This window comes from Streptacidiphilus carbonis (assembly GCF_000787775.1).
GTDB lineage: Bacteria > Actinomycetota > Actinomycetes > Streptomycetales > Streptomycetaceae > Streptacidiphilus > Streptacidiphilus carbonis.
This window is the reverse complement of sequence record NZ_BBPM01000026.1, coordinates 1-23,582: the sequence shown is the minus strand read 5'-3', so window position 1 is coordinate 23,582 and position 23,582 is coordinate 1. Positions and strand designations below refer to the sequence as shown.

The 23,582-nt window shown below is 71.6% G+C and carries 21 protein-coding genes and 1 riboswitch; of the genes, 2 read left to right on the top strand and 19 right to left on the bottom strand.

What is annotated here, in order from left to right:
- Positions 1-72 precede the first annotated feature (72 nt).
- From TR46_RS20910 to TR46_RS20865, 10 genes are all read right to left on the bottom strand, one after another.
- Complete coding sequence (locus TR46_RS20910) at positions 73-1,455, bottom strand: NAD(P)/FAD-dependent oxidoreductase (protein WP_084718786.1); 1,383 nt, start codon at positions 1,453-1,455, stop codon at positions 73-75.
- 294 nt (positions 1,456-1,749) lie between these two features.
- Positions 1,750-2,694: a Ppx/GppA phosphatase family protein gene (locus TR46_RS20905; RefSeq protein WP_042403658.1), complete on the bottom strand. Its 945-nt coding sequence runs from the start codon at positions 2,692-2,694 to the stop codon at positions 1,750-1,752.
- 2 nt (positions 2,695-2,696) lie between these two features.
- A complete protein-coding gene (locus TR46_RS20900) occupies positions 2,697-3,263 on the bottom strand; it encodes a DUF501 domain-containing protein (protein WP_042403510.1) in 567 nt (188 codons plus the stop codon).
- 47 nt (positions 3,264-3,310) lie between these two features.
- Positions 3,311-3,727 carry an FtsB family cell division protein gene (locus tag TR46_RS20895; RefSeq protein ID WP_042403508.1) on the bottom strand — a complete coding sequence of 139 codons (417 nt, stop codon included), beginning with the start codon at positions 3,725-3,727 and terminating at the stop codon, positions 3,311-3,313.
- 105 nt (positions 3,728-3,832) lie between these two features.
- Complete coding sequence (eno, locus tag TR46_RS20890; protein ID WP_042403506.1) at positions 3,833-5,122, bottom strand: phosphopyruvate hydratase; 1,290 nt, start codon at positions 5,120-5,122, stop codon at positions 3,833-3,835.
- Between the two features lie 176 nt (positions 5,123-5,298).
- Positions 5,299-6,090, bottom strand: a complete 792-nt coding sequence (locus TR46_RS20885) for a LysM peptidoglycan-binding domain-containing protein (protein ID WP_042403505.1) — start codon at positions 6,088-6,090, stop codon at positions 5,299-5,301.
- Positions 6,091-6,093: 3 nt separating this feature from the next.
- Positions 6,094-6,255: riboswitch (cyclic di-AMP (ydaO/yuaA leader) on the bottom strand.
- A gap of 100 nt (positions 6,256-6,355) precedes the next feature.
- Positions 6,356-7,093, bottom strand: a complete 738-nt coding sequence (locus TR46_RS20880; RefSeq protein ID WP_042403655.1) for an HAD family hydrolase — start codon at positions 7,091-7,093, stop codon at positions 6,356-6,358.
- Between the two features lie 179 nt (positions 7,094-7,272).
- Entirely contained in the window at positions 7,273-8,334 is a 1,062-nt protein-coding gene (locus tag TR46_RS20875) for an aminoglycoside phosphotransferase family protein (protein WP_084718785.1), read from the bottom strand.
- Between the two features lie 213 nt (positions 8,335-8,547).
- Positions 8,548-9,300 (bottom strand): HAD family hydrolase, encoded by a 753-nt coding sequence (locus TR46_RS20870; RefSeq protein WP_161790172.1) that lies wholly within the window; start codon positions 9,298-9,300, stop codon positions 8,548-8,550.
- 66 nt (positions 9,301-9,366) lie between these two features.
- Positions 9,367-10,236, bottom strand: coding sequence for a GntR family transcriptional regulator (locus TR46_RS20865; RefSeq protein WP_084718783.1), 870 nt, complete (start codon positions 10,234-10,236; stop codon positions 9,367-9,369).
- A gap of 251 nt (positions 10,237-10,487) precedes the next feature.
- On the opposite strand from TR46_RS20865, the gene TR46_RS20860 reads away from it, so the two are divergent.
- Entirely contained in the window at positions 10,488-10,706 is a 219-nt protein-coding gene (locus TR46_RS20860; RefSeq protein WP_152626594.1) for a hypothetical protein, read from the top strand.
- A gap of 27 nt (positions 10,707-10,733) precedes the next feature.
- Here the strand turns inward: TR46_RS20860 and TR46_RS20855 are convergent, their stop codons facing one another.
- Positions 10,734-11,954 carry a cytochrome P450 family protein gene (locus TR46_RS20855; RefSeq protein WP_042403503.1) on the bottom strand — a complete coding sequence of 407 codons (1,221 nt, stop codon included), beginning with the start codon at positions 11,952-11,954 and terminating at the stop codon, positions 10,734-10,736.
- Between the two features lie 170 nt (positions 11,955-12,124).
- Between TR46_RS20855 and TR46_RS20850 the strand changes: the two genes are divergently transcribed.
- Positions 12,125-12,946 (top strand): SDR family oxidoreductase, encoded by an 822-nt coding sequence (locus TR46_RS20850; protein ID WP_042403501.1) that lies wholly within the window; start codon positions 12,125-12,127, stop codon positions 12,944-12,946.
- On the opposite strand, the gene TR46_RS20845 is transcribed toward TR46_RS20850, so the two are convergent.
- From TR46_RS20845 to TR46_RS20810, 8 genes are all read right to left on the bottom strand, one after another.
- Positions 12,933-13,991, bottom strand: coding sequence for an LLM class F420-dependent oxidoreductase (locus TR46_RS20845; protein WP_201776431.1), 1,059 nt, complete (start codon positions 13,989-13,991; stop codon positions 12,933-12,935). The genes TR46_RS20850 and TR46_RS20845 overlap by 14 nt on opposite strands.
- A gap of 27 nt (positions 13,992-14,018) precedes the next feature.
- Positions 14,019-14,711 carry an endonuclease V gene (locus TR46_RS20840; RefSeq protein WP_042403500.1) on the bottom strand — a complete coding sequence of 231 codons (693 nt, stop codon included), beginning with the start codon at positions 14,709-14,711 and terminating at the stop codon, positions 14,019-14,021.
- The gene (locus TR46_RS20835; RefSeq protein WP_042403498.1) at positions 14,708-15,721 is read right to left on the bottom strand and encodes a MazG family protein; all 1,014 of its coding nucleotides are present in this window, start codon (positions 15,719-15,721) and stop codon (positions 14,708-14,710) included. Before TR46_RS20835 ends, TR46_RS20840 begins: the two co-directional genes overlap by 4 nt.
- A 176-nt stretch (positions 15,722-15,897) precedes the next feature.
- Positions 15,898-16,515, bottom strand: coding sequence for a hypothetical protein (locus tag TR46_RS20830; protein WP_042403496.1), 618 nt, complete (start codon positions 16,513-16,515; stop codon positions 15,898-15,900).
- Between the two features lie 150 nt (positions 16,516-16,665).
- Positions 16,666-17,562 carry a DMT family protein gene (locus TR46_RS20825; RefSeq protein ID WP_042403494.1) on the bottom strand — a complete coding sequence of 299 codons (897 nt, stop codon included), beginning with the start codon at positions 17,560-17,562 and terminating at the stop codon, positions 16,666-16,668.
- An 83-nt stretch (positions 17,563-17,645) separates the two neighbouring features.
- Entirely contained in the window at positions 17,646-21,209 is a 3,564-nt protein-coding gene (mfd, locus tag TR46_RS20820; protein ID WP_042403492.1) for a transcription-repair coupling factor, read from the bottom strand.
- A gap of 109 nt (positions 21,210-21,318) precedes the next feature.
- Positions 21,319-22,404, bottom strand: coding sequence for a coiled-coil domain-containing protein (locus tag TR46_RS20815; RefSeq protein WP_042403489.1), 1,086 nt, complete (start codon positions 22,402-22,404; stop codon positions 21,319-21,321).
- A 131-nt stretch (positions 22,405-22,535) separates the two neighbouring features.
- Positions 22,536-23,582: SUKH-4 family immunity protein (locus tag TR46_RS20810; RefSeq protein WP_042403487.1), on the bottom strand; the 1,047-nt coding region annotated here is incomplete at its 5' end.

Below are 23,582 nucleotides of genomic sequence, written 5' to 3'. Positions count from 1 at the left end.
ATGAGCACCACGGGTGTGGTCCGGCGACGCTGCCGGGCAGAAGGGCGTGCGGTCGTGCTGGGGTACGACTGACTACGCGGGGACCTTCTCGGTCTTCTCGGTCTTGGCGGCCTCGGGCGCCGCGGCGGCCTTCGGCTTCGGGGCGGGCGAGGCCGCCTCGACGAACACCTCGCGCGGACGCTCCATCTCCACCAGGGAGACGGTCTCGCGCTTGAGGAACATGGCCAGGGTCCAGTCGGCGAACACCCGGACCTTGCGGTTCATGGTGGGCACCCGGCTGCCGTGGTACAGGCGGTGGAACCACCAGGCCGGACGGCCCTTCAGCTTGTACTTGCCGAAGAGGATCGCCACACCCTTGTGGAGGCCCAGACCGGCGACCGCGCCGAGGTTCTTGTGCTTGTACTCCTTCTGCGGGAAGCCCCGCATGCCGGAGACCACGTTGTCGCCGAGCACGATGGCCTGGCGGACGGCGTGCTGCGCGTTGGGCGGGCACCAGGCGCCCTCGCCGACGGCGAGGTCGGGCACCTGGGCGTTGTCGCCGGCCGCCCAGACGTTGTCGAAGCCCTGGACCTGGAGGGTCGGGGCGGTGTCGACGTGGCCGCGCGGACCGAGCGGCAGGCCGAACTCGGCGAGCGCCGGGTTGGGCTTGACGCCGGCCGTCCACACGATGGTGGAGGCGTCGACCTCGATGCCGTTCTTCAGCACCACGTGCTTGTCGACGCAGGAGTCCATCGAGGTCTCGATGTAGATCTCGATCCCCCGCTCCTCGAGCTTCTCCTTGGTCCACAGACCGAGGTCCGGGCCCATCTCGGGGAGGATCCGGTTGGCCGCCTCCACCACGATGAAGCGCATGTCCTCACGCTTCACGTTGCGGTAGTTCCCGGCCGCGTCGCGGACCATGTCCTCCAGCTCGGCCACGGTCTCGATGCCGGCGAAGCCGCCGCCGATGACCACGAAGGTCAGCGCCTGCTTGCGGACCGCCTCGTCCGTGGTGGACTCGGCCTTGTCCAGCTGGGCGATCACGTGGTTGCGGAGGCTGATGGCCTCCTCGACCGACTTGATGCCGATGCCGTTCTCGGCCAGGCCGGGGATCGGGAAGGTGCGGGAGACCGAACCCAGCGCGACGACGAGGTACTCGAAGGGCAGCTCGTACGAGTCGCCTGCGGCCGGGGAGATGGTCGCGACCTTGCGCTTCTGGTCCACCGCGGTCACATGACCGGTGAGGACCTCCGCACCCTTGAGGGTGCTGCGCAGCGGCGCGACGAGGTTGCGAGGCGCGACATTGCCGGCCGCCGCCTCGGGAAGGAAGGGCAGGTACGTCATGTAGGACCGCGGGTCGACGACCGTGACGGTCGCCTCTCCGTAGCGCATCTTCTTGAGGATGCGCATCGCGGCATACATGCCGACGTATCCACCGCCGACGATGAGAATGCGAGGACGCTCCGTGGTGCTCATATCCGAAAGTATCCAGCACCCTCCGGAGCACCCCTTGTGGCCCTCCTCACATGCCTCTGGACACGACCTGCTACACTACGCAGCCCAGGTTTCCCACTGGATGCACCGCGGCGGCCCCGCTGCCGGGGTAGGCGGCATTGCCGCAGCTCGTCGCCCCTGTTGCGATTGTGCGTGCGAATCCGGCCACCGGCCTTGGATGCGCCTGGCGACAGCCGCCGAGGGCCTTTGGTCCCGCAATTCGGACGAACCGGCCCTCCGGGTGACCCCAAAGCCCGGATCTGCATGTGAAGAAATTCACGAAGTTTCTGGAGCGCCCTCGCGAGCCGCGTTCCCGGCCACGCTCCAGGCGATGCCGTCGAGGATGTCGTGCTCGCTCACGACCAGCTCAGAGGCGCCGCAACGCTCCATGACGGCCAGCAGAACAAGAGCCCCCGCGCCGATGACGTCGACGCGTCCGGGGTGCATCACCGGGATCGCGGCGCGCTCCTCGGCGGTCGCCGACAGCAGCATCCCGGTCACCTCGCGCACCTTCGCCAACGGGATGCGCGAGTGGTGGATCGCGGCCGAGTCGTAGGCCGGCAGGCCCAGCGCGATCCCGGCCACCGTGGTGACCGTCCCGGCCAGGCCGACCAGGGTCGCCGCCGAGGTCAGCGGGACGGTCCCGGCGACCAGGTCCAGCGCCGCCTTGATGTCGGCGCGCATGGCCAGGGTGTCACTGCCATGACGCTCCGTCATCCGCACACAGCCGATGTCCACCGAGCGGGCGGCCTCCACCCGGTCGCTGCCCAGCACGAACTCGGTGGAGCCGCCGCCGAGGTCGAAGACGAGGTAGGGAGGGACCATGCCGCTACCGGGAGCGTTGAGCTCCCTGGTGGCGCCGGTGAAGGAGAGCTCGGCCTCCTCGTCGCCGCTGATCACCTCGGGGTCGACGCCCAGGATCGCGTGCACCCCGGCGGTGAACTCGTCCCGGTTCTCGGCGTCCCGGGAGGCACTGGTGGCGACGAAGCGCACGCGCTGGGCACCGTGCTCGGCGATCACCGCGGCGTACTCGCGGCAGGCGGTGAAGGTGCGCTCCAGCGCCTCGGGGGCGAGCCGCCCGGTGCGGTCCACGCCCTGGCCCAGCCGGACGATGGTCATCCGGCGGTCCAGGTCGTGCAGCTCCCCGGTGTCCGGGTCGAGGTCGGCGACCAGCAGGCGGATGGAGTTGGTGCCGCAGTCGATCGCGGCGACGCGCTGCAGGCTCACTTGTCGCACCCCTCGGCGCCGCTGCCGCCCTCGCCGGCCCCGGCGCAGACGCAGGGGCCCTTGCGCCACCACTCCGGCAGCATCGCCAGCGCCTCGTCCCCGAGCGGGTTGACGCCCGGTCCCGCGGCCAGGCTGTGGCCGACCAGGACGTGCAGGCACTTCACCCGGTCGGGCATCCCGCCGGCGCTGGGAAAGCCCTCCAGCACCTCGATGGCGTCCCGGCGGGCGATGTAGTCCTCGTGGGCCCGCTGGTAGGCGGCGGCCAGCTCCGGGTCCTCGGCCAGCCGGGCCGTCTGCTCCTTCATCACCCCGTCGGCCTCCAGCGTGCCGATGGCGGACGCGGCCCTGGGGCAGGTCAGGTAGAACAGCGTCGGGAACGGGCTGCCGTCCTCCAGCCGCGGCGCGGTCTCCACCACGTCCGGCAGGCCGCAGGGGCAGCGGTGGGCGACGGCGCGCAGCCCGCGCGGCACCCGGCCGAGCTGGGCGGCGATGGCGGCCACATCGTCCGCGGCAACAGCGGATTCCGCGGCGGGGGCGTCCTTCGGGGCGGGGGTCTGCGTCATGGTTCGGCTTGCTTTCTGGGTCTGGGCGGCGCTGGTGCTTCGTGGTGTCACTGCGCGGGCGTGGCCGCGTCCGCGGTGTCGAGGGACTGGAACAGGCTGTCGTACCAGGGCTGCTGCGCCTGGGCCGCGGCGGGCGTCCCGGAGGCGCTGCCCGCGCCGGTGGTGGGGGCGAGCGAGACGAACGGGGTCTCGCCGGGGTAGCCGTAGTGCAGCCGCTCCCTGGCCTGCGCGGCCACGAACACCGGGTCCTGCCAGCGGGCCTTCTCCCGGCGCAGCTCGTCCACCTGGGCCTGGGCCTGGGCCTGGGCGGCGCGCTGCTGAGCGATCTGCGAGCGCTGGGCGATGAACTGCCGGGTCGGATACGCCAGCGCGGCCACCAGCGAGCACAGCACCAGGGCCAGCACCGCGGCGCGGCCGGTGAGACGCGGTCGGCGTGCCGCCGGTCTGCCTGTACTGCCGCTCACGTGTCCGCCCTCCCGTGGATGTGCTGGTGCCCCGCCGCCCACCCTAGAGGGTGAACGCGGCGGGGCACCGGTCAGGCACGACGAGTCGCCGGCCCGTCAGAGCACTCAGCCCTCGCTGGGCTGGAACCGCGGGAACGCGCCGCGGCCGGCGTACTCGGCGGCGTCGTCGAGGATCTCCTCGATGCGCAGCAGCTGGTTGTACTTGGCGACGCGCTCGGAGCGGGCCGGGGCGCCGGTCTTGATCTGGCCGCAGTTGGTGGCGACGGCGAGGTCGGCGATGGTGACGTCCTCGGTCTCACCGGAGCGGTGCGACATCATGCAGCGGAAGCCGTTGCGCTGGGCCATCTCCACCGCGTCCAGCGTCTCGGTCAGCGAGCCGATCTGGTTGACCTTCACCAGCAGGGCGTTGGCAGCGCCCTCCTTGATGCCGCGGGCCAGCCGGGTCGGGTTGGTGACGAACAGGTCGTCGCCGACGATCTGCACCTTGTCGCCGATCTTGCCGGTGAGCACGGTCCAGCCGGCCCAGTCGTCCTCGAACAGCGGGTCCTCGATGGAGACCAGCGGGTACGCGGCGACGAGCTCCTCGTAGTACTCGGTCATCTCGGCGGCCGAGCGGGACTTGCCCTCGAACTCGTACTTGCCGTCCTTGTAGAACTCGGAGGCGGCGCAGTCCAGGGCCAGGGCGACGTCCTTGCCGGGGGTGTAGCCGGCCAGCTGGATGGCCTCGACGATGAGGTCCAGCGCCTCGCGGTTGCTGTCCAGGTTGGGGGCGAAGCCGCCCTCGTCGCCCAGACCGGTGGAGAGGCCGCGCTTCTTCAGCACGCTCTTGAGGGTGTGGTACACCTCGACGCCCCAGCGGACGGCCTCGGAGAAGGACTCCGCGCCGATCGGAGCGATCATGAACTCCTGGATGTCGACGTTGGAGTCCGCGTGCGAGCCGCCGTTGAGGATGTTCATCATCGGGACCGGCAGCACGTGGGCGTTGGGACCGCCCAGGTAGCGGAACAGCGGCAGGTCGCTGGCCTCGGAGGCGGCGTGCGCGACGGCGAGCGAGACGCCGAGGATGGCGTTGGCGCCGAGGGAGGACTTGTCCGGGGTGGCGTCCAGGTCGAGCATGGCCTGGTCGATCAGGCGCTGCTCGGTGGCGTCGTAGCCGATCAGCTCCGGGCCGATCTGCTCGATGACCGCGAGCACGGCCTTCTCCACGCCCTTGCCGAAGTAGCGCGACTGGTCACCGTCGCGCAGCTCCAGGGCCTCGAAGGCGCCGGTCGAGGCGCCGGACGGGACGGCGGCACGACCGGTGCTGCCGTCGTCGAGGCCGACCTCGACCTCGACCGTGGGGTTGCCTCGCGAGTCGAGGATCTCCCGGGCTACGACGACGTCGATGGACGGCACAGGCATCTCCTAGGGGGGAATACAGGGGTGCTTACGACAAGAGCCTATCCGCAGCGGTGGGCACAGCCACGCGGACGTTCCGGCTGTCTCACCCCCCGGAGCCCCTACTCACCAGTAGTTCACCTGGCGGGTAGGGGCTCCGGAGTGGTGCACGATGTCAGACCACGAACCTGGCGTCAGACCACGACCAGCTTCTGGCCGGGGAAGATCAGATCCGGGTTGCCGCCGACGGTGGACTTGTTGTCCTGGTACAGCTCGGTCCAGCCGCCCTTGAGGTGCGCGGCGGCGGCGATGGCCGAGAGGCTGTCGCCCGCCTTGACGGTGTAGTTGCCGTGGCCGACCTGCGGCTTCGCCGTGCTGGTCGAGGTGCTGGTGCTGGTGCTGGTGGTCTTCCTGGTCGCCTTGGAGGCCGAGTCCGTGGCCGCCGCCGACCGGTGCTTGCCGGTGCTGGTGCTGGTGCTGTCCGTGCTGCTGCTCTGCTTGGTCGTGCTCGTCGCCGAGTCCGAGCTCGACGCGGACGACGACGAACTGCTGGACGAGGAGGAGCCCGAGCCCGCGGTGCTCACCGACGCGGCGGCGCCGCCCTGGCTGAGTCCGGCCTTCGGCCCGCAGACCGGCCAGGCGCCGGGCCCCTGAGAGGCCAGCACCTTCTCGGCGATCGATATCTGCTGGCCCTTGGTGGCGTGGTCGGCGGTGGAGGCGTACTGGCTGCCGCCGTAGGCGCTCCAGGTCGAGGCGGAGAACTGCAGGCCGCCGTAGTACCCGTTGCCGGTGTTGATGGACCAGTCGCCGCCGCTCTCGCAGCTGGCGACCTTGTCCCAGGTGGACACCGAGGCCGCGGAGGCGCTGGTCGCGGCGATCAGCGGCAGGGCGATGCCGGCGGTGCCGAGGCTCGCGGTCGCGACCAGGCGCTTGGTCTGGCTGGTGCGCGGCTTGCGATGGCGTCCGGGCGTGTTCGCGAAAGGCATGGCAGGTACCCTCTCCGACGCCTGCGAGGTGAGCTGTCGGGTTCGGGCCGTGAGGTAGCCCGGGCGCTGACGCGCCTTCACCCCTAGCCGCAGCCTTGCGAACTGCGGCGACTTACCTGGGTCCCCCGCTCCTGCCCAATCCTGAAGTCTCGGTTTCCGCTCCCCGGCTGGACAGGACTCGGCGTCCCGCGGAGCGGCCGCCCACGCATGCGGGCGTTCCGGTGCAGGCTAGACATATGAGCGACATAATCACAACCCCGTAACGTCAGCGGCGCGGCGTCACTCCGAGCAGAAGCGGCTCCAGCGAATCAACAGCCACACCTGCACCGCAGCTGCTCAGCGCCGTTGCGGACGCCTCCGAGCAGCGGAATCCGACGAAGCCGGTCCCTGCCCTGCGAGCGGCCAGAAAATCAGCCGCCGAGTCACCGATCAACACCGCTGGGCGCGGTTCGCCGGACAATCCCAGCTGGTCGACCGCCCGCAGCAGCTCGCCCGGATCCGGCTTTATCCGACGGGGGTCCTTGGGGCGCCCGATCACCGGCCCCGAGAACACGTCGAGCAGACCGTGCTCCCTGAGATGCCGGTCAACGGCTTCCTTGCTGTTGTTGGACACCACAGCCAGCCCCGTCCCCCGCGCGGCAAGCGTCCGGATCAGCTCGGCAGCCAGATGCGTCGGCGGAGCCGTACCCGCAGCAGTGACCTCCTCCGAGGTCAACGAAGCTGCGATGCGATCTTCCTCCGCGATCGCCCGCGCCGGCGTCCATCCCTTGGCCAGCAGCCGTAAGCGCAGCTCCCTGAGTACCTGGTGCGGGTCCTGGCAGTCGACCAGTTCCGCTGGGAGGCATCCGCGCCGTTCCAACTCCCGGCACAGCCGCTGGGCGACCCCCGGGGCGTGATGGCGACCGAAGAGCGCGCAAATCGGCCCGTCGAAGTCCAACACGACAGCTTTGGCCTGGCGAACCATGCGCTGCGCCTCGGCCACGGCATCAGGCGCGACGGCCATCACGCCCTGCCCTCCGTCGGCACGGGCAGGTCCGTGGGCACCGGGAGAATGGTCGGTTTGCGCCGGCCCAGAACACTCTCCCTCCCCACGATCGTCCACAGCGATTCGAACTGCGCCCGATGCGACCTCAGCAACTGCTCGCCCTGTCGGTGCGTCAGGCGCCCACGGAGGGTCGGGAGTCAGCCGGCAGCCGTAGGCGCCCGGCCTCTGGTCCGCGCCCAGTCGGCCAATGACTTGCGAACGGTCTGCTCGGTGGGCAGGCCCACAAGCCGCAAGGGGACGGCGGCGGCGGCCAGTGCCGCCTGGACCCGCCGGACCGCCGCGGCCATGGTGGCCTCCTCGATCTCCGCGCCGAGACTCAGTGCGGCTCGGATCACGTCGGGATACACCGACTGTGCCCGCTCATAGGCGAGGTAGTGCGGAAGGTCGCGTCGGAACCCGTCGGTGTGGAGTGGTGACACTGCCTTCACCGCCTGCTCCCAGGCATCGACCATCTGCCACTCCTGGTCCGCCGGATAACGGGTCCGGCAGAGATGGGTCGCCAGGTCGTAGACCGGGTCACCGAAACTCGCGTGCTCCCAGTCGATCACCTGCAGCCGCTCGTTCGGTCCCAGCACCAGGTTGTTGCGGTGGATGTCGGTGTGAAGCAGCGTGAAGGGCCTGCTGTGCAGCGCGGGCAGGGTGGCCCCGAATCCGTACATCGCATCGGAGGCGATTCCGAGCGCGGTGAACAGCCTCCCGAAGGCACCCCAATAGGCATCTGCGAGCCGCTCCTGGGCGTACGCCACCAGGCCGTTCAGGAAACCACTGCTGTCCTGCGAGCGGGCCCACTGCGGCGGCAACGGAGGCAGGTCCCGCCGCTGGAAGCTCGTCAGTCTCGCGAAGAAGTCAGTCAGTTGGTCGATGACCGCAACCGGCAGGCGGGTCCCTGCCGGAAACGCCTGCGCCAGCGCGCTGCCCTCCGCGTAGCTGATGATGGAGGGGCTGCCACCTGGAAAGGTGTGCAACACCTGCGGAATCCCGGCCCTGCGACCGTGCGGATCGTCGCCGAGGCGGCCGGCGATGGCAGTCAGCAATCGATCCTCGTCCTGCCACGTTCGCCTGACGAGTTCAGGGCCGTGCCTACGGACCCGGACCAACACTGAACTGCCGCAAGGCCTGCCGAGGGCCAGTGCCTGTGACTCGGTCAAACAGACCTGGTAGTTGCGATTGTGGAATCCGCCCGCGTTGATCACGCGCATCCGGACCGATTCGGCGATCTCCCTGTAGGCGTCAGCCTGCGACCGGAGGACGACGGGTTCGCCAGAGCCAACCGGGAGGGACAGGGATTGCGGAGCGCTGATGGCAAGTCCAGATGCTGCGGTATCGGCACCGGTAAGGTGCAGTGGATTCTAGTGAGCCGGGGGATGCTCCGCGCCGCTGACACCAGGGCCGTTACCTCGAAGTGATGAGGATCAGCGCAAGGCCGTCGGCAGCAGTCTGCTGAGGTCGCGGACGACATGGCGGGCGCCCGCCTCCATCAGCGCCTCGACCTTGGCTTCGGTCGCCGCGTAACCCAGGAAGGGAATCCCGGCCTGTTTGGCAGCCTCCAGGTCCGATATCGAGTCGCCGATCAGCAGCGCCTGGTCGGGGTACTCGCAGCCGAGACCCGCCAAGGCGCGGTTCAGACAGTCAGGATGCGGCTTCATGAAGTCCGGGTCCGGGTGGCGCCCGTACACCTGCCCCTGGAATGCCGACCGGAACACCCGAGCGCGCTCCTCCCCCAGCAGGTCGTCGATGGCAAGGGCGGAGTTGTTGCTGGTGACGGCGAGTCTCCAACGGCTGAGTCGGAGCAGTCCAGCGACCAGAAGCTCCGCTCCGGCGGTGATCTCCGCGGTCCGGACGGCCAGTCTCTCTGCCTCGACGAGTTGGAGTTCGCAGCGCTGCACCAGCTCTTCGATCGTCGGCTCGTCCAGGCCGGGCCATTGCCGGAGCGCGCCGCGCAGTCCTGACACCAGCCCGTGGGGATCGACCGAGTCCGAGAACCGTCCGGCCGCGGAGTGTCCGAGGGCCTCTTCCAGTCGGGCCGCCAGCTGTTCGGCGATTCCGGGGGCCTCTCCCAGCGTGAAGAGGCGGACCAGGGGTCCGTCGAAGTCGAAGAGCAGGAACCTGGCCCTGCGCACGAGTTCGGTGAGGGCGTCGGGTGGGTTGAGCAAGTTCCGGTTCACCACACGAGTGTCCGCGCAACTCACTCACGGGTCCACCGGAGGCAGCAGCGACGGGCGGTGGCATCGTCAGTCCTCCAGCGGTTCCGCAATGGTGCTCCAGATGGAGTCGAACCAGCGCTGGGCTGTGTCCACGGCTGCGGGCTGCTGGGGGATCAAAGCGGCGTCGAGGCCCATCAGGTCGTAGATCATGACTTCCTCCATTTCGCCCTCGGCGTCCGAGGGATCCACCGGAAGCCGCACGGGGACCTCGATCACCTCATACCAACCGCGAAGTGCCTCGGTCCCATTGATGATGTAGATCTTGACTTGGGGAGTCATCGCGACGGTTCGGATCTCGAGCAGGACGTTGGGGATCAGTCCTCGGAGCCTGACCTCGTCGACGGCGTCCGTCAGCCTCCGTACCAGGTCGAAAGTCAGCCGTTGGAGCCGCTGCAGCGGGCGCGGGTCCGCCGGATCGGCGACGCTGCGGGGCAGTGCCAGGGGTGCGCTCATCTTGGGCAGAAGCAGCCGGATGTGCAGGGACTGCGGCCGAGAGGCGCCTGGCAGTCGCATCAGGTCGAGCCGGGGCTTCAGCAGGGTGGCCAGCGTCTCGGCGCTGAAGCCGAAGTAGTCGATGGTCACGTCGGCGGCTGTCAGGCCGCGTTCGAGGTAGGGGTCGAGAGCGATGATGGCCGGCTCCGCCTCCGAGTAGGCGTCCGGATCCTCGTCAGGCGGGCCGATCCTCGGCGCCACGAACGATCCACTCCCCTGCTTGGACCGGATAAGTCCTTCCTGCCGCAGTTCCCGGAGCGCCCGCTGCACCGTGTCCCTGGAAACGTCGTAGTCCTTCGCCAACCGCTCCTGCGGTGGCAACTGCGCGCCCGGTGACAGATCCGCGACGAGGAGACGCAGCTCAGCGACCACTCGCTGGACAGATGTCTGCGGAGTCCCGTTCATTTTCTGCCTCCCGGTCGGCGCCAAGGCTACAACTTTCAGTCAGCCTTCGGTATGCCTGGGCCTTTTGACTGATCATCAGTTTTCTTGACGCCATAGCGGCAATAACTCATACAAGCAGTCAGGTGATCCGAGAAGCAGCGGTGACCGCATCCACTTGACTGGCGGGGGACAGCGTGGCCACAAGTCGATGATGCCTCGTTTCCGCGCATCCCAATCCCCCACCCCCTGAGGGGTTGCTGGAGGTGGTCGCGATGAAACTGAGGTCCGGCTGGCAAATGATCTACGTGGCGCTGCTGATGCTGCTCAACTACCGGCTCCAGCAACACAACAGTGAGCTGTGGTGGCTGTTCGCGGCCCCCAACATCCTGCTGTGCAGCGAGGTGGGGAACGGCGGGGAGGTCGGGTTGAAGAGCTTCCTGACGGTGGTGGCCGTGTGCTGCGTCGCACACAGCATCCATCTGCACGTCTGAACATGGGCACTGTGCACCAAGATCTGCCTAGGCTCCGCTCTCCTGACTGAAGTTGACTGGGAGTTGGCGGAGCCCTCGCATGATCAGGCCGCCGCGCCAGCGGAGGTCGTCCGGGGCGGCGGCGAGGGTGAGGTCGGGGAGGCGGCGGAGCAGGGCTTCGAGCGCGTACTGGGCTTCGAGGCGGGCCAGCGGGGCGCCGATGCAGTAGTGGATGCCGTGGCCGAAGCCGAGGTGCGGGTTGTCGCGGCGGGCGAGGTCGAGCAGGTCGGGCTGGTCGAAGCGGGCCGGGTCGCGGTCGGCGGCGGCGAGGACGACCAGGACCGGGTCTCCGACGGCGATGGACTGACCGCCGAGGGTGATCGGACTGGTGGCGTAGCGCCAGGTGGCCAGCTCCACCGGGCCGTCGTAGCGGAGGAGTTCTTCCACAGCGGTGGTCAGGAGGTCGGTTCGGCCGGAGGCGATGGAGGATTGCAGCTGTGCTCGCTGCTCGGGGTGGGTGAGCAGGGCGTAGAGGCCGTTGCCGATCAGGTTGACCGTGGTTTCGAAGCCGGCGAAGAGGAGGATGAAGGCCATCGCGGCGGCCTCGTTCTCGGTGAGGTGCTCGCCGTGGTCGCCGGCCCGGATCAGGTCGGAGATCAGGTCGTCGCCGAGGTCGGCGCGTTTGCGGTGGATGAGGTCGGAGAGGTAAGCGCGGATCTTCTTCACCGCGCGGGCTACGCCTCCTCGCGGCCCGCCGCCGTGCCGAATCATCATGCCGGCCCAGTCGCGGAAGTCGTCCTGGTCCTCGGCCGGGACGCCGAGCAGGTCGCAGATGGCGTAGATGGGGAGCGGGAAGGCGAAGTCGTGGATCAGGTCCGCCTCTCCCCCGGCGGCGAAGCCGTCGATGAGACGGTCGGTGATCTCGCGGACCCGGGGTTCGAAGAGGGCGACCCGGCGCGGGGTGAAGGCCTTGGAGACCAGGCGGCGCAGCCGGGTGTGGTCCGGCGGGTCGATGTTGAGCAGATGCGTCATCAGGTCCGCGCTGCGCTCCCCCGGGATGCCCGTGCGGCCGCTGCTGCTGCCGTGGTTGCCCGGGTTCTTGCTGAGCCTGGCGTCGGCCAGGGCCTGCCGGGCGTCGGCGTAGCGGGTCACCAGCCAGGCCTCGACACCGCTCGGCAGCGTGGTGCGGTGCACCGGGGCGTGGGTACGCAGCCAGGCGTAGGCCGGGTAGGGGTTCGCGGCGAACTCCCAGGTGAAGAGTTCCGGCATCGGCTCGGCCGCGGACGGCGACGGGGGTAGCGGTTTGTGCACTCCTTGACGTTAGCTGGCGGTTGGCTTGCATCGTGGACGGGCACTGTTGCGGTGGCGGGCCGGATGCCTACGATCACCGGCAGTGCGCGCGGGCCCGTGCGGGGACCCCGCTGGAGGGAGCAGGAGACATGCAGGTACGCGGAGCCGTCGTGGTGGTCACCGGTGCGGCCGGGGGGATAGGTTCCGCGCTGGCGCGGCGCTTCGCTGCCGAGGGTGCGCGCGGGCTGCTGCTCGCCGACCTCGACGCGGGCCGGGTCGAGGACCTGGCCCTGGCGCTGGACCGTGAGGGTTGTCACACCGTGGGCGTCGGCAGCGACGTCTCGCGGGAGAGCGACGTGCAGGCCCTGGTCGAGACGGCCGAGAAGCACCTGGGCCCGGTGGACCTGTTCTGCAGCAACGCCGGCATCGGCTCCGGCGCGGGGATCGAGGCGCCGAACGAGGTGTGGCAGGCCTGCTGGGAGATCAATGTGATGGCGCACGTCTACGCGGCGCGCGCGGTGCTGCCGGGGATGCTGAAGCGCGGCCGGGGCTACCTGCTGCACACGGCCTCCGCCGCCGGGCTGCTGCAGATGCCCGGCGACGCGGCCTACACGGCGACCAAGCACGCCGCGGTGGCGTTCGCCGAGTCGCTGGCGGTGACCTACGGCAGCCGGGGCATCAAGGTCAGCGCGCTGTGCCCGCAGGGCGTGCACACGGCGATGACCGCGGACCCGGCGGTGGCGGCGGTGCTGGGCGCCTTCGGCCGGATGCTGACGCCGGAGCAGGTCGCCGACGCGGTGATCGAGGGCCTGGCCGAGGAGCGCTTCCTGATCCTGCCGCACCCCGAGGTGGCCCAGTACGAGCAGGGCCGGGCCGCCGACCGCGACGGCTGGCTGGACGGCCTGCGCCACGCGGTCGACAAGCTCGGCTCCGCGGTCGGTCCGGCGACCGGCAGCCTCAGCCTGGGCTGACGGCGAGCACCGCGGCCGCGACTGCCTGCCGGCGGTCGCGGGCGCTCGCGTCGGGGTCCAGCATCTCCGGGGTCGGCAGGATCGCCGGGACCGGGACGGTCACCCCGTTCTCGGCGTAGCGGCGGATCTGCTCGCGCACCTGCCCGGGGGCGCCGTGGACGATCAGCGCGTCCACCACCTCGTCCGGCACCGAGGCGGCGGCGCCCTTGCGGTCACCGGCCGCCCAGGCGTCCCACATCGGCTTGAGCTGGTCCTCGCGGCCGAGCCAGCGGTGGAACGCCGCGTAGGCGGGGACGGTGAGGTAGCCCGCGATCAGCCGTCGGCCCAGCGCCCTGGCGTGGTCGGCGTCGGTGGTCGGGCAGGTGAAGATCCTGGCCGCGACGGTCTTGCCGGTGCCTCCGGCCGCGTCGAACTCCCGGACGGCGGTGGTCACGTCCTCGGCCGAGAGCCAGTTGAGGATGGTGCCGTCGGCCTCCTGCGCGGCCAGCCGCAGCATGCCCGGACGCAGGGCTGCCAGCAGCACCGGCGGGGTCTGCGCGGGGACCCGCTCCAGCCGGAAGCGGCGGACGGCGAAGGTCTCGTACTCGGTGTCGACCTTCTCCCCCGCCAGGGCGGACTTCAGGAAGCGGACCATGTCCCGGCTGCGCTGGAACGGCTGCTCGAAGGGGACGGCGTTCCAGTCCTGGACGATGACCGGCGAGGAGGCGCCGAGGCCCAGCGAGAAGCGGCCCGGGGCGGCCTCGGCCAGGGCGGCGGCCTGCATGGCCAGCAGGGCGGGACCGCGGGTGTGCACGGGGACAATCGCGGTGCCCAGGTTGAGCTGCGGCGCCCAGACCGAGGCCAGGGCCAGCGGGGTGAAGGCGTCGGCGCCGGCGGTCTCCATCGACCAGAGATCGGTGAAGCCGAGGTCGGGAAGCGCCTCGACCAGACGGCGCTGGTCGGCGAGCGGGATGCCGTCGAGCGGAAAGGTCAGGCCCCAGCGGGGACCGGCTGACGCGGAGTCGGCGCTGTCGGCGGAGTCGGGAGTGGCGGCGGTGGGGGTCATGGGCTCGATGCCACCATGGCCTGCGGCTCAGGGCAAGGCCGCAGCCAGCGCGTCGCGGCAGAGCCGGTCGGCGAGCCGGGTGGTCTCGGGCAGCCGGAAGCGCGGGGCAGCGGCGAGAACCTGGGCACAGGCGTCGTCCAGGGTGACCAGATGGCCGGTGGACACGGTCACCGGTTTGACGCCGTCCTGGGTGCGGAGCATCCGGGCCACCACCTCCCCGCCGTCCCGGACGTCGGCGCTGTCGCCGCGCGCCGGGCCCGGCTCGTCCCAGCTGCCGAGCAGCGGCGTCTTGGCGACGCCGAGGGTGGGCAGCCCGGTGAGCACGCCCAGGTGGCAGGCCAGGCCGAAGCGGCGCGGGTGGGCCAGGCCCTGGCCGTCGCAGAGCAGCAGCTCGGGGACGGTCCCGAGCTGCTCCAACGCGGCGACCAGCATCGGCAGTTCACGGAAGGCGAAGAGCCCGGGGACGTAGGGGAAGCCGGCCGTGCCGACGGCTGTCGCCCGGTCGACGACCTCCAGCGTCTGGGCGTCCAGGACGACCACGGCGGCCGCGACCCGGTCCTGCGCGCTGCCGTGGCTGCCGCCGTAGGCGACGTCCAGTCCGGCCAGGGTGCGCGGCGGCGCGGCGAGCGGAGCGGTGCGGACCAGTGGGCGCAACTGCTCCTGGACCCGGTACGCCCCGCTCTCGTCCGACGGCCAGTCGGGGGCCAGCTGAAGCCTCATCGGTTGTCCTGCTCCGCCTGCCGGACGGCGTCACGGTAGCGGCGTGCGGCGGCCCGCAGTTCCGCCTCGGGGTCCAGGCCCTGCTCCTGGGCCTGGACGGCCAGGGCCAGCAGCCGGTCGCCGATGCCCGCCTCCGCGGGTCCCTCCTCGCTCAAGGCGGGCGCGAGTCCGGCCTTGGCGGCGCGCGAGTGCAGCTTCGCGACCAGCGCGAGGGCGGGCTGCGCCAGCGGCACGCCGTCCACGACGGATTCGCGCTGCTTCTCGGCCGCCTTCAGCTCCTCCCAGTTGGCCTCCACATGCTCGGCCGTGGGGGCGTGGACGTCCGCGAAGACGTGGGGATGGCGATACATCAGCTTGTCGACGATGCCGCCCGCCACCTCGTCGATGCCGAAGGGCTCGTCCGGGTGCTCCTCGGCGATCCTGGCGTGGAACATCACCTGCAGCAGCACGTCCCCGAGCTCCTCGCGGAGCATTCCGCGGTCGCCGTCCTCGATCGCCTCGACCAGCTCGAAGGCCTCCTCGACCAGGTACTTCACCAGGGACTCATGGGTCTGCTGGGCGTCCCAGGGGCACCCGCCCGGGGACCGCAGCCGGTCCATCACCGCGACCAGGTCGAGCAGCCGGGCGCCGGGCAGGTCGTAGGAGCCGGGCAGCAGCTCGATCTCCGGGACCGGGCCGGCGGCGAGGCCACCCTCGACGGCGATCCGGGCCAGCGCGTCGGTCAGCCCGGGGTCGCCGTCGACCCCGCAGATCCACACCACGGTGCGGCCGGACGCGGCCTCGGCCAGGGTGCGGGCCAGGGCGTGGCCCGGCTGGTCCAGCAGCTCGACGTCGACACCGGCCGCGCGTACGGGCGGCAGCTGCGGGTGGCCGGCGTCGCCGGCCAGGACCCGGTCGGCGGCCCGGAGGGTTTCCCAGGCGGCCCAGGAGAGCAGGCCGGGGGCGACGCGGTGGGTGCTGGAAAGGAGGACGAGCCGTCCGGGGGCGGGGGTGTTGTCTGGATCTGCCACGGTCCGAACTTACCGGTTACGGGTTTCTGGTCGGGTGCGGCCCGTGCATGGCTGGGCGCGCAGTTCCCCGCGCCCCTGACGGGGCTGCAACTGCACCACTGTGGGTGAGTTGCACCTGCACAGGGGCGCGGGGAACTGCGCGCCCAGCCGATTACGGTCCGCAGCCGAGAACCCTGCTACGCCGTCGCGGACGAGGCCGTCCTGAGCCAGGGCTGGTTCGCTGCCGCCAGCGTCAGAGTCCTGGCGTCCCAGCTGCCGTAGCGGGGGTTGACGGTGACCCCGATCTCGCTGCTCGCCTTGGAGATGATCTGCTTCAGCGCGGCGTCGGCGCTGCTGGAGCTCGGGTCCACCCCGGCCTGCTGCAGCAGCAGCACCTGCCCGGCCTGCAGGTGGGCGTAGAGCTCCAGGTCGGAGGGGGCCAGCAGCAGGTTGTCCACGACGGCCTGCCGCAGCGCCTGGGCGCTGCCGGCCTGCTGCAGATAGGCCGCCTCCACCTGCTGGACCTGGCCCTCGGTGACGGACTTGCCGTCCTTGGCGAGCGTCTGGTCCACCAGTTGGTCGGCCACCAGCAGCCCCAGCGTCTTCTGCGACACCCCGGCCTGCTGCTGGGCGGCGGTGTCGCCGGCCGCCGCGGCCCGGAACGCGGAGACGTGCGACTGCAGCGTGGCGACGGTGATCCGGTCGTTCCCGATGACGGCCGCCGCCCCGGGGTGGGCCGGCCCGGAGGAACAGGCCGTGAGGGCACCGGCGGCGCACAGGGCGAGGACGGCGGCGGCGGTGCGACGGCGGTTCACGGGGCCTCCCGGCGGTGGCGCCTACGGCGCTCTGCGACTGCATGTCACGTACGGGTCTGACGATACGTCTGCTACTGCTCCGAGGACCGAGGATAGGCAGCGCACCAGGCCGATGTCACCAGGTCGGCGTCACCCGTTCGCCGGCAGCGGTCAGCTGACGCGGGTGGACCGGTGCGCGGACTCCACCGGGTGCGCCGGGTCGGCGGGCTCCTCGGTCGGGGCGACCTCGCCGAAGCGCGCCAGCGCGAGCGCTCCCGCGACGGCGACGGCGAACCCGGCCACGGCCAGCGGCATCAGCCCGTGCCGGGTGCCGTCGCCGAGCAGGACGACGCCGAGGACCGCGGGCAGGGCGGTCTCGCCGAGCACCATCGCCGCGGTTGCGGTGGTGACCCGGCCGCCGCGGACGCCTTCGGTCATATAGGCGAAGGAGACCGCGCCGCCGGCCAGCAGGGCGTACGTCGCCGGGTCCTTGAGCAGCGGGACCAGGTCCATGCCGTGCACCGCGGGGAGGACCCGGACGGCCAGGCCGACCACGCCGAAGCCCAGGCCGCAGAGGGTGCCCATGACCGCGGCGCGGCGGGGTTCGCGGAGCTTCCAGGCGATCCCGCCGACGGCCGCGAGGGCCGCCACGGCGGCGAGGAGGGCCCAGTGGAAGGCCTCGGACGGCTGCCGGTGCCCCTCGGCCCCTGCGGTCGCACCGAGGACGGCGAGGCCGACGCAGACGCCGGCGACGCCGGCCCATTCGGCTCGGCCCAGCCGGATCTTGAGCAGCGCCGCGCCCAGCACGGCGGTGACGGCGAGGGCGCCCGCGAGGGCCGCCTGCACGACGTAGAGCGGGAGCGAGCGCAGGGCGATCAGCTGGGCGACGAAGCCGAAGCAGTCCAGGAGGAGGCCCGCGGCGAAGGGGAGGTTGAGCATGGCCTTGGCGGTGCCGAGGAGGCCTTCGCCGGGCGTGGACTTGTGGCGCTGGGCGCCGAGGGCCTGGAGAACCATGGCGACGCCGAAGCACAGGGCGGCCGTGAGGGCCATTGCCAGACCTAGGAACATGGTGCGGTCCTTGCTTCGGTGCGGGTTGTATGGGTGGCTGGTGTTCGCGCGCGCTGTCGATCAAACACAGTCCCGCGCCCCTATCAGGTAAGCACCGTGGTCAGGAATTCGGTGCACCAGGTGAGGAGTTCGCGGCCGACCACCGGCTTGCCGCCGATCTTGCCGGTGCTGGGGCGGGGGACCAGGAGGAGCCTGGTGTTGGACTTGACCTGGCTCCGAGGGTAGATCCGCTGGAGCCGCAGCTCCTGGGACTCCCGCAGTTCGACCGGGCCGAAGCGGATGTTCTGGCCCTGCAGGGTGATGTCGGAGATCCCGCAGCGGCGGGCGAACAGCCGCAGGCCGGCCACCAGCAGCAGGTTCTCCACCGGTTCGGGGAGCTTGCCGTAGCGGTCGACCAGCTCGGCGCGGACCGCGGCGATGTCGTCCTCCGAGTTTACCGAGGCGATGGCCCGGTAGGCCTGCAGCCGCAGCCGCTCGCCCGGGGCGTAGTCGTGCGGGACATGGGCGTCGACCGGGAGTTCGATCTTGACGTCCAGCGGCTCCTCCTCCGGCTCGCCGGAGCCGTCCACGTTCTCGCGGTACTCGGCGACGGCCTCGCCGACCATCCGGATGTAGAGGTCGAAGCCGACGCCGGCGATGTGGCCGGACTGCTCGCCGCCGAGCAGGTTGCCTGCGCCGCGGATCTCCAGGTCCTTCATCGCGACGTACATGCCGGCGCCCATCTCGGTGTGCTGGGCGATGGTGGCGAGGCGCTCGTGGGCGGTCTCGGTCAGCGGCTTCTCCGGCGGGTAGAGCATGTAGGCGTAGCCGCGCTCGCGGCCCCGGCCGACGCGGCCGCGCAGCTGGTGCAGCTGGGACAGGCCGAAGGTGTCGCCGCGCTCCACGATCAGGGTGTTGGCGTTGGAGATGTCGATGCCGGACTCCACGATGGTGGTGGAGACCAGGACGTCGAACTCCTTCTCCCAGAAGTCGACGACGACCTGCTCCAGCGCGGTCTCCCCCATCTGCCCGTGCGCCGTGGCGATCCGGGCCTCCGGGACCAGCTCCTTGAGCTTGGCGGCGGCCTTGTCGATCGACTCGACCCGGTTGTGGATGTAGAAGACCTGGCCCTCGCGCAGCAGCTCGCGCCGGATCGCGGCGGAGATCTGCTTCTCGTCGTAGGCGCCGACGAAGGTCAGCACCGGGTGCCGCTCCTCCGGCGGGGTGGTGATGGTGGACATCTCGCGGATGCCGGTGACCGCCATCTCCAGGGTGCGCGGGATCGGGGTGGCCGACATGGTCAGCACGTCCACGTTGGCGCGGAGCTTCTTCAGCTGCTCCTTGTGCTCGACGCCGAAGCGCTGCTCCTCGTCCACGATGACCAGGCCCAGGTCCTTGAACCTGGTCTCGGCGGAGAACAGCCGGTGGGTGCCGATGACGATGTCGACACTGCCCTCGCGCAGCCCCTCCAGCACGGCCTTGGCCTCGCTGTCGGTCTGGAACCGGGACAGCGCCTTCACCACCACCGGGAAGTTGGCGTAGCGCTCGGAGAACGTGGAGAAGTGCTGCTGAACCAGCAGCGTGGTCGGCACCAGGACGGCGACCTGCTTGCCGTCCTGGACCGCCTTGAAGGCGGCGCGGACCGCGATCTCGGTCTTGCCGTAGCCGACGTCGCCGCAGATCAGCCGGTCCATCGGGACCGTCTTCTCCATGTCGGACTTGACCTCGGCGATGGTGCTGAGCTGGTCCGGGGTCTCCGCGTAGGGGAAGGCGTCCTCCAGCTCGCGCTGCCAGGGGGTGTCCGCGCCGAAGGCGTGCCCGGGGGCGGCCATCCGCGCGGAGTAGAGCCGGATCAGGTCCCCGGCGATCTCCTTGACCGCCTTCTTGGCGCGGGACTTGGTCTTGGTCCAGTCGGCGCCGCCGAGCCGGTGCAGCGAGGGGGCCTCGCCGCCGACGTACTTGGTGACCTGCTCCAGCTGGTCGGTGGGGACGAACAGGCGGTCGCCGGGCTGGCCCTTCTTCGCGGGGGCGTACTCCAGCACCAGGTACTCGCGGGTGGCGCCCTGGACGGTGCGCTGCACCATCTCCACGTAGCGGCCGACGCCGTGCGCCTCGTGCACCACGTAGTCGCCGGACTGCAGGGCCAGCGGGTCGATGGCGTTGCGGCGGGCCGACGGCATCCGGCGCATGTCCTTGGTGGAGGACTTCTGCCCGGCCAGGTCGGTCTCGGTGACCAGGTGCAGTTTGAGGCCCTCGGAGTACAGGCCGTACTCGATGGAGCCGCAGGCGACGTGCACCACGTCCGGGTCGGGGACGCCGACCAGGTCGGGGGTGAGCCGGGCGCCGATGCCCTCGCCGGAGAGCATCTCGGCGATCCGGGAGGCCGGTCCCTTGCCCTCGGTGACCAGCACCACCCGCCAGCCGTCGGCCAGCCGGCCCTTGGCGTCGGCGATGGCGCGGGCGGTGTCGCCGCGGTAGGCCTCGGCCGGGTGCAGGTCGAGGTGCAGCACGTCGGGGCCGGCGAGCACCTCGTCGTCGGCGGCGAAGGGGCTGACGGACCACCAGGGCAGTCCGATCTCGGCGGCGTGCCCGCGGATGTCGGCGATGGACCACAGCGAGGCGGCGCCCACGTCCAGCGGGCGGTCCCCGCCGGAGGCGGCGGCGACCCAGGAGGCGTGCAGGAACTCCTCGCTGGTGGCGACCAGGTCGGCGGCCCTGGTGCGGACCCGCTCGGGGTCGCAGACCACCGCGACGCTGCCCTGCGGCAGCACGTCGACCAGCAGCTCCATGTCGTCGACCAGGACCGGGGCCAGCGACTCCATGCCCTCGACGGCGATGCCCTGGGCGATCCGGTCCAGGATGTCGGCGAGCTCGGGATGGTCGGCCGCGAGTTCGGCGGCGCGGGCCCGGACCGGCTCGGTGAGCAGCAGCTCCCGGCAGGGCGGCGCCCACAGGCCGTGCTGGGCCACCTCCAGCGAGCGCTGGTCGGCGACCTTGAAGTAGCGGATCTCCTCGACCTCGTCCCCCCAGAACTCCACCCGCAGCGGGTGCTCCTCGGTGGGCGGGAAGACGTCCAGGATGCCGCCGCGGACGGCGAACTCGCCGCGCTTCTCGACCAGCTCGACCCGCTGGTACGCGGCGGCGGACAGGCGGCGGGTGAGGTCCTCCAGGTCCACCTCCTGACGGACCCTCAGGCTCACCGGCTCCAGCTCGGCCAGCCCCTTGACCTGCGGCTGCAGCACGCTGCGGACCGGTGCGACGATCACCTGAAGCGGTCCGGCGGACGGGTCGTCGGCGCTGGGGTGGACGATCCGGCGCAGCACCGCGAGCCGGCGGCCGACGGTGTCCGAGCGCGGCGAGAGCCGCTCGTGCGGCAGCGTCTCCCAGGCCGGGAACTCGGCGACACTGTCCGGGGGCAGCAGCGAGCCCAGTGCCGCCGCCAGATCCTCGGCCTCGCGTCCGGTGGCGGTGACGGCCAGCACCGGCCGGCCCCGGCTGCCCCTCGCCTCCTCCGCCAGGGCGCGCGCGAGCGCCGCGACCGCGAACGGGCGGGCGGCGGGCGGGCCGACCAGGTCCAGGTGGCGGCGGTCCCCGGCGAGGGCGGACCGTGCCGCCTCCGCGAGGGCCGGGTCGGCGACGACGACGTCAAGCAGGCCGGTCAGGCTCATGGACTTCTCTCAGCGGGTCTCAGCCGGGGGCAACGCGAAGCACCCGGAACGCGTTGCGCACCGGGGGTACCCAGAGTACGCCCCCGCGCCGACACCGGCCGGGGCACGCTCAGGTCTCGTCCGCGGTCTCCGCCACCGGCCGGCCGAACTCGGGCAGCACCACGGTCGGGAGCTCGGCCGTGGCCTCCACCGCTGACTCCACTGCGGACTCCACCGCCGACTGGGCGGTCGCCCCCGCGGGGGCGCCCGACGGCGGGAGCGGCACCTCGTCGGTGTCGCGCTCGCTGCCGTCGGGGGCGGAACCGACCGGAGCCGGGGCTTCGGTGGCGCCGGTCAGCGCGGTCAGGGTGGTGCGGATGTGGTCCAGGTGCGCCTGCAGCTCGTCGCGGCGCTCGGCGAAGGCCGCCTGGTCGCGGGCGGCCGCCCCGGCGATCCGCTCGGCCTCCCGCCGGGCGGCCTCGACCAGCCGCCCGGCCTTCGCGGCGGCCTCCGCCTCGATCTCCTCGGCCATGGCCTGCATCGCCTTGCGGTGCCGCTCGGCCTCGCCCTGCTTCCGCTCGGCGCCGGAGGTGAGCTGCTGCTCGGCGGCGGCCGCGGCGGCCTCCGTCCCGGCCTGCTCCTGGTCGGCGCGCTGCTGCAGCGCCGCCAGCCGGGCCCGGGTCGTCTCGGCGATCTCCTCCGCCCGCTCCCGTACGCCGTCGGCGTAGCCGGCCGCGTCCTCCCGCAGGGTGCGGGCCTCGCGGCCGGCGTCGGCGCGCTCGGCCTCCGCCCGCGAGCGGGCCCGTTCCAGCTCGCGCCGGTGGCCCTCGTCGGCCGAGGCGCGCAGCCGGACCCCGTGGTCGTCGGAATCCGCACGCAGCTGCTGGCCGTCGGCGCGGGCCTCGGCGTCGACGGCGTCGACCCAGTCCTCGGCCTCGGCCCTGATCGCCGAGGCCTCCTCCTCGGCCATCACCAGCAGCCGCCCGGCCCGTTCGCTGAGGTGGGCCAAGGACGGCGGCTCGGCCTCCTCGGCGGCCCTGGCGGCGTCGATCAGCTGCTGCTCCAGGGCCCGCATCCGGTTGCCGAGAGCGGACAGCCGCTCCCAGGCCTGGTCCCGGTGCTCGGTGAGCTCGGCCATCGCCCGCTCGACCTGGTCCGGGTCGTAGCCGCGCCTGGCCATGCTGAGACCGTGCTGCGGAGAGACGGCGTCGCTCATCGGCTGGTCCTCTCATCCGGAGGTAGGGAAAATCGGGGAATCGCAGAAGCAAAATGATCAGATTTCGATCCATTTTGCACACGTCCCCTACCCGGACACGGACACCGACACCCGGCGACGCCGTCTTCCCGTCAGAGCAGTCCGTCCCACAGCTGTTCGAGCAGCACCGCCCACCAGGTCTCCGGCGAACCCAGCGCCGCCGGGTCCAGCGCGGCCAGCTGCGCCTGGAAGTCGGTGGTCCAGTGGCCCGCCTGCTCCGGCGTCAGCCCGTACCGGAACCGCCACATCCGGCCCAGCAGGGCCATGCAGCGCAGGAACTCCGGCAGGCCGCTGTTGACGAAGCGCGGCTGCTTGGCCTCGGTTCCGGCGGGCTGGGTCGACGTCCCCAGGTCGACGGCCACGATCGCCGCCGTCCCGTACTGGACGCACAGCTGGCGGCCGTAGTCGTTGCCCAGCACCAGATAGGTGCCGGCGTCCGGCTGGGCCGTGATGCCGCGTTCGGCGGCCAGCTCGGCCAGCGTCGGCATCGGACGGCCCGGCTGGGCCTGCGCCCAGAAGAACGGGCCGAACTCGACCGGCAGCCCGGCCCAGGTCAGCGACGACGACACGGCCTCGGGGATGCCCTGCCGGGACACCGCCTGCTGCTCGTAGCGGAACACGTTCTGCGGACCGAAGGCCTGCTGCAGCTCGTCCGCCAGCGCCTGCGGCGGCACCGGCGGGGCGGGCTGCACCGACCCCGGCGCGGGCAGCGGCACCCGGAACGGGCGCTGCGGGGCCGGGCCCGCGGCATGGGTGTGCAGCTCCCCGTGGTGCTCGAACAGGTGCTGCACGCCGCGCTGCCGGGCCGCGTGGTCCCGGCCGTACGGGGCGATGCTGCTCACCCGGACGTTCGGCCAGGCCTCCTTGACCATCCGCTGGCAGTAGCCGCCGGGCAGGTCGCAGCTCTCCAGCTCGGTGTGCAGCTCCAGCACCTGCTCCGGCGGCACGTTCAGCCGCCGGACCTCCTGCAGGACCTGCCACTCGGGGTGCGGCAGGCCCAGCGCGGAGCGCTGGATGATCTGCTGCTCGGAGCCGTCCGGGCCGCGGTAGCGGAGCACGGCCATGTAGCCGGGCCCCACGGTCGGCACGCCGGCGGCGGGCGGCTGCTGCGCGGCCGGCGGAGGCGGCGGGGCCTGCTG

Excerpts from the sequence above, each read along its gene's own strand:
- TR46_RS20840 (WP_042403500.1), bottom strand. The coding sequence starts at position 14,711 with ATGAGGCTTCAGCTGGCCCCCGACTGGCCGTCGGACGAGAGCGGGGCG.
- TR46_RS20875 (WP_084718785.1), bottom strand. The coding sequence starts at position 8,334 with ATGCGCGTGATCAACGCGGGCGGATTCCACAATCGCAACTACCAGGTC.
- TR46_RS20850 (WP_042403501.1), top strand. The coding sequence starts at position 12,125 with ATGCAGGTACGCGGAGCCGTCGTGGTGGTCACCGGTGCGGCCGGGGGG.
- TR46_RS20910 (WP_084718786.1), bottom strand. The coding sequence starts at position 1,455 with ATGAGCACCACGGAGCGTCCTCGCATTCTCATCGTCGGCGGTGGATAC.
- TR46_RS20825 (WP_042403494.1), bottom strand. The coding sequence starts at position 17,562 with ATGTTCCTAGGTCTGGCAATGGCCCTCACGGCCGCCCTGTGCTTCGGC.
- TR46_RS20900 (WP_042403510.1), bottom strand. The coding sequence starts at position 3,263 with ATGACGCAGACCCCCGCCCCGAAGGACGCCCCCGCCGCGGAATCCGCT.
- TR46_RS20865 (WP_084718783.1), bottom strand. The coding sequence starts at position 10,236 with ATGAACGGGACTCCGCAGACATCTGTCCAGCGAGTGGTCGCTGAGCTG.
- TR46_RS20845 (WP_201776431.1), bottom strand. The coding sequence starts at position 13,991 with ATGACCCCCACCGCCGCCACTCCCGACTCCGCCGACAGCGCCGACTCC.
- TR46_RS20860 (WP_152626594.1), top strand. The coding sequence starts at position 10,488 with ATGAAACTGAGGTCCGGCTGGCAAATGATCTACGTGGCGCTGCTGATG.
- TR46_RS20880 (WP_042403655.1), bottom strand. The coding sequence starts at position 7,093 with ATGGCCGTCGCGCCTGATGCCGTGGCCGAGGCGCAGCGCATGGTTCGC.
- mfd (WP_042403492.1), bottom strand. The coding sequence starts at position 21,209 with ATGAGCCTGACCGGCCTGCTTGACGTCGTCGTCGCCGACCCGGCCCTC.
- TR46_RS20885 (WP_042403505.1), bottom strand. The coding sequence starts at position 6,090 with ATGCCTTTCGCGAACACGCCCGGACGCCATCGCAAGCCGCGCACCAGC.
- TR46_RS20815 (WP_042403489.1), bottom strand. The coding sequence starts at position 22,404 with ATGAGCGACGCCGTCTCTCCGCAGCACGGTCTCAGCATGGCCAGGCGC.
- TR46_RS20855 (WP_042403503.1), bottom strand. The coding sequence starts at position 11,954 with ATGCCGGAACTCTTCACCTGGGAGTTCGCCGCGAACCCCTACCCGGCC.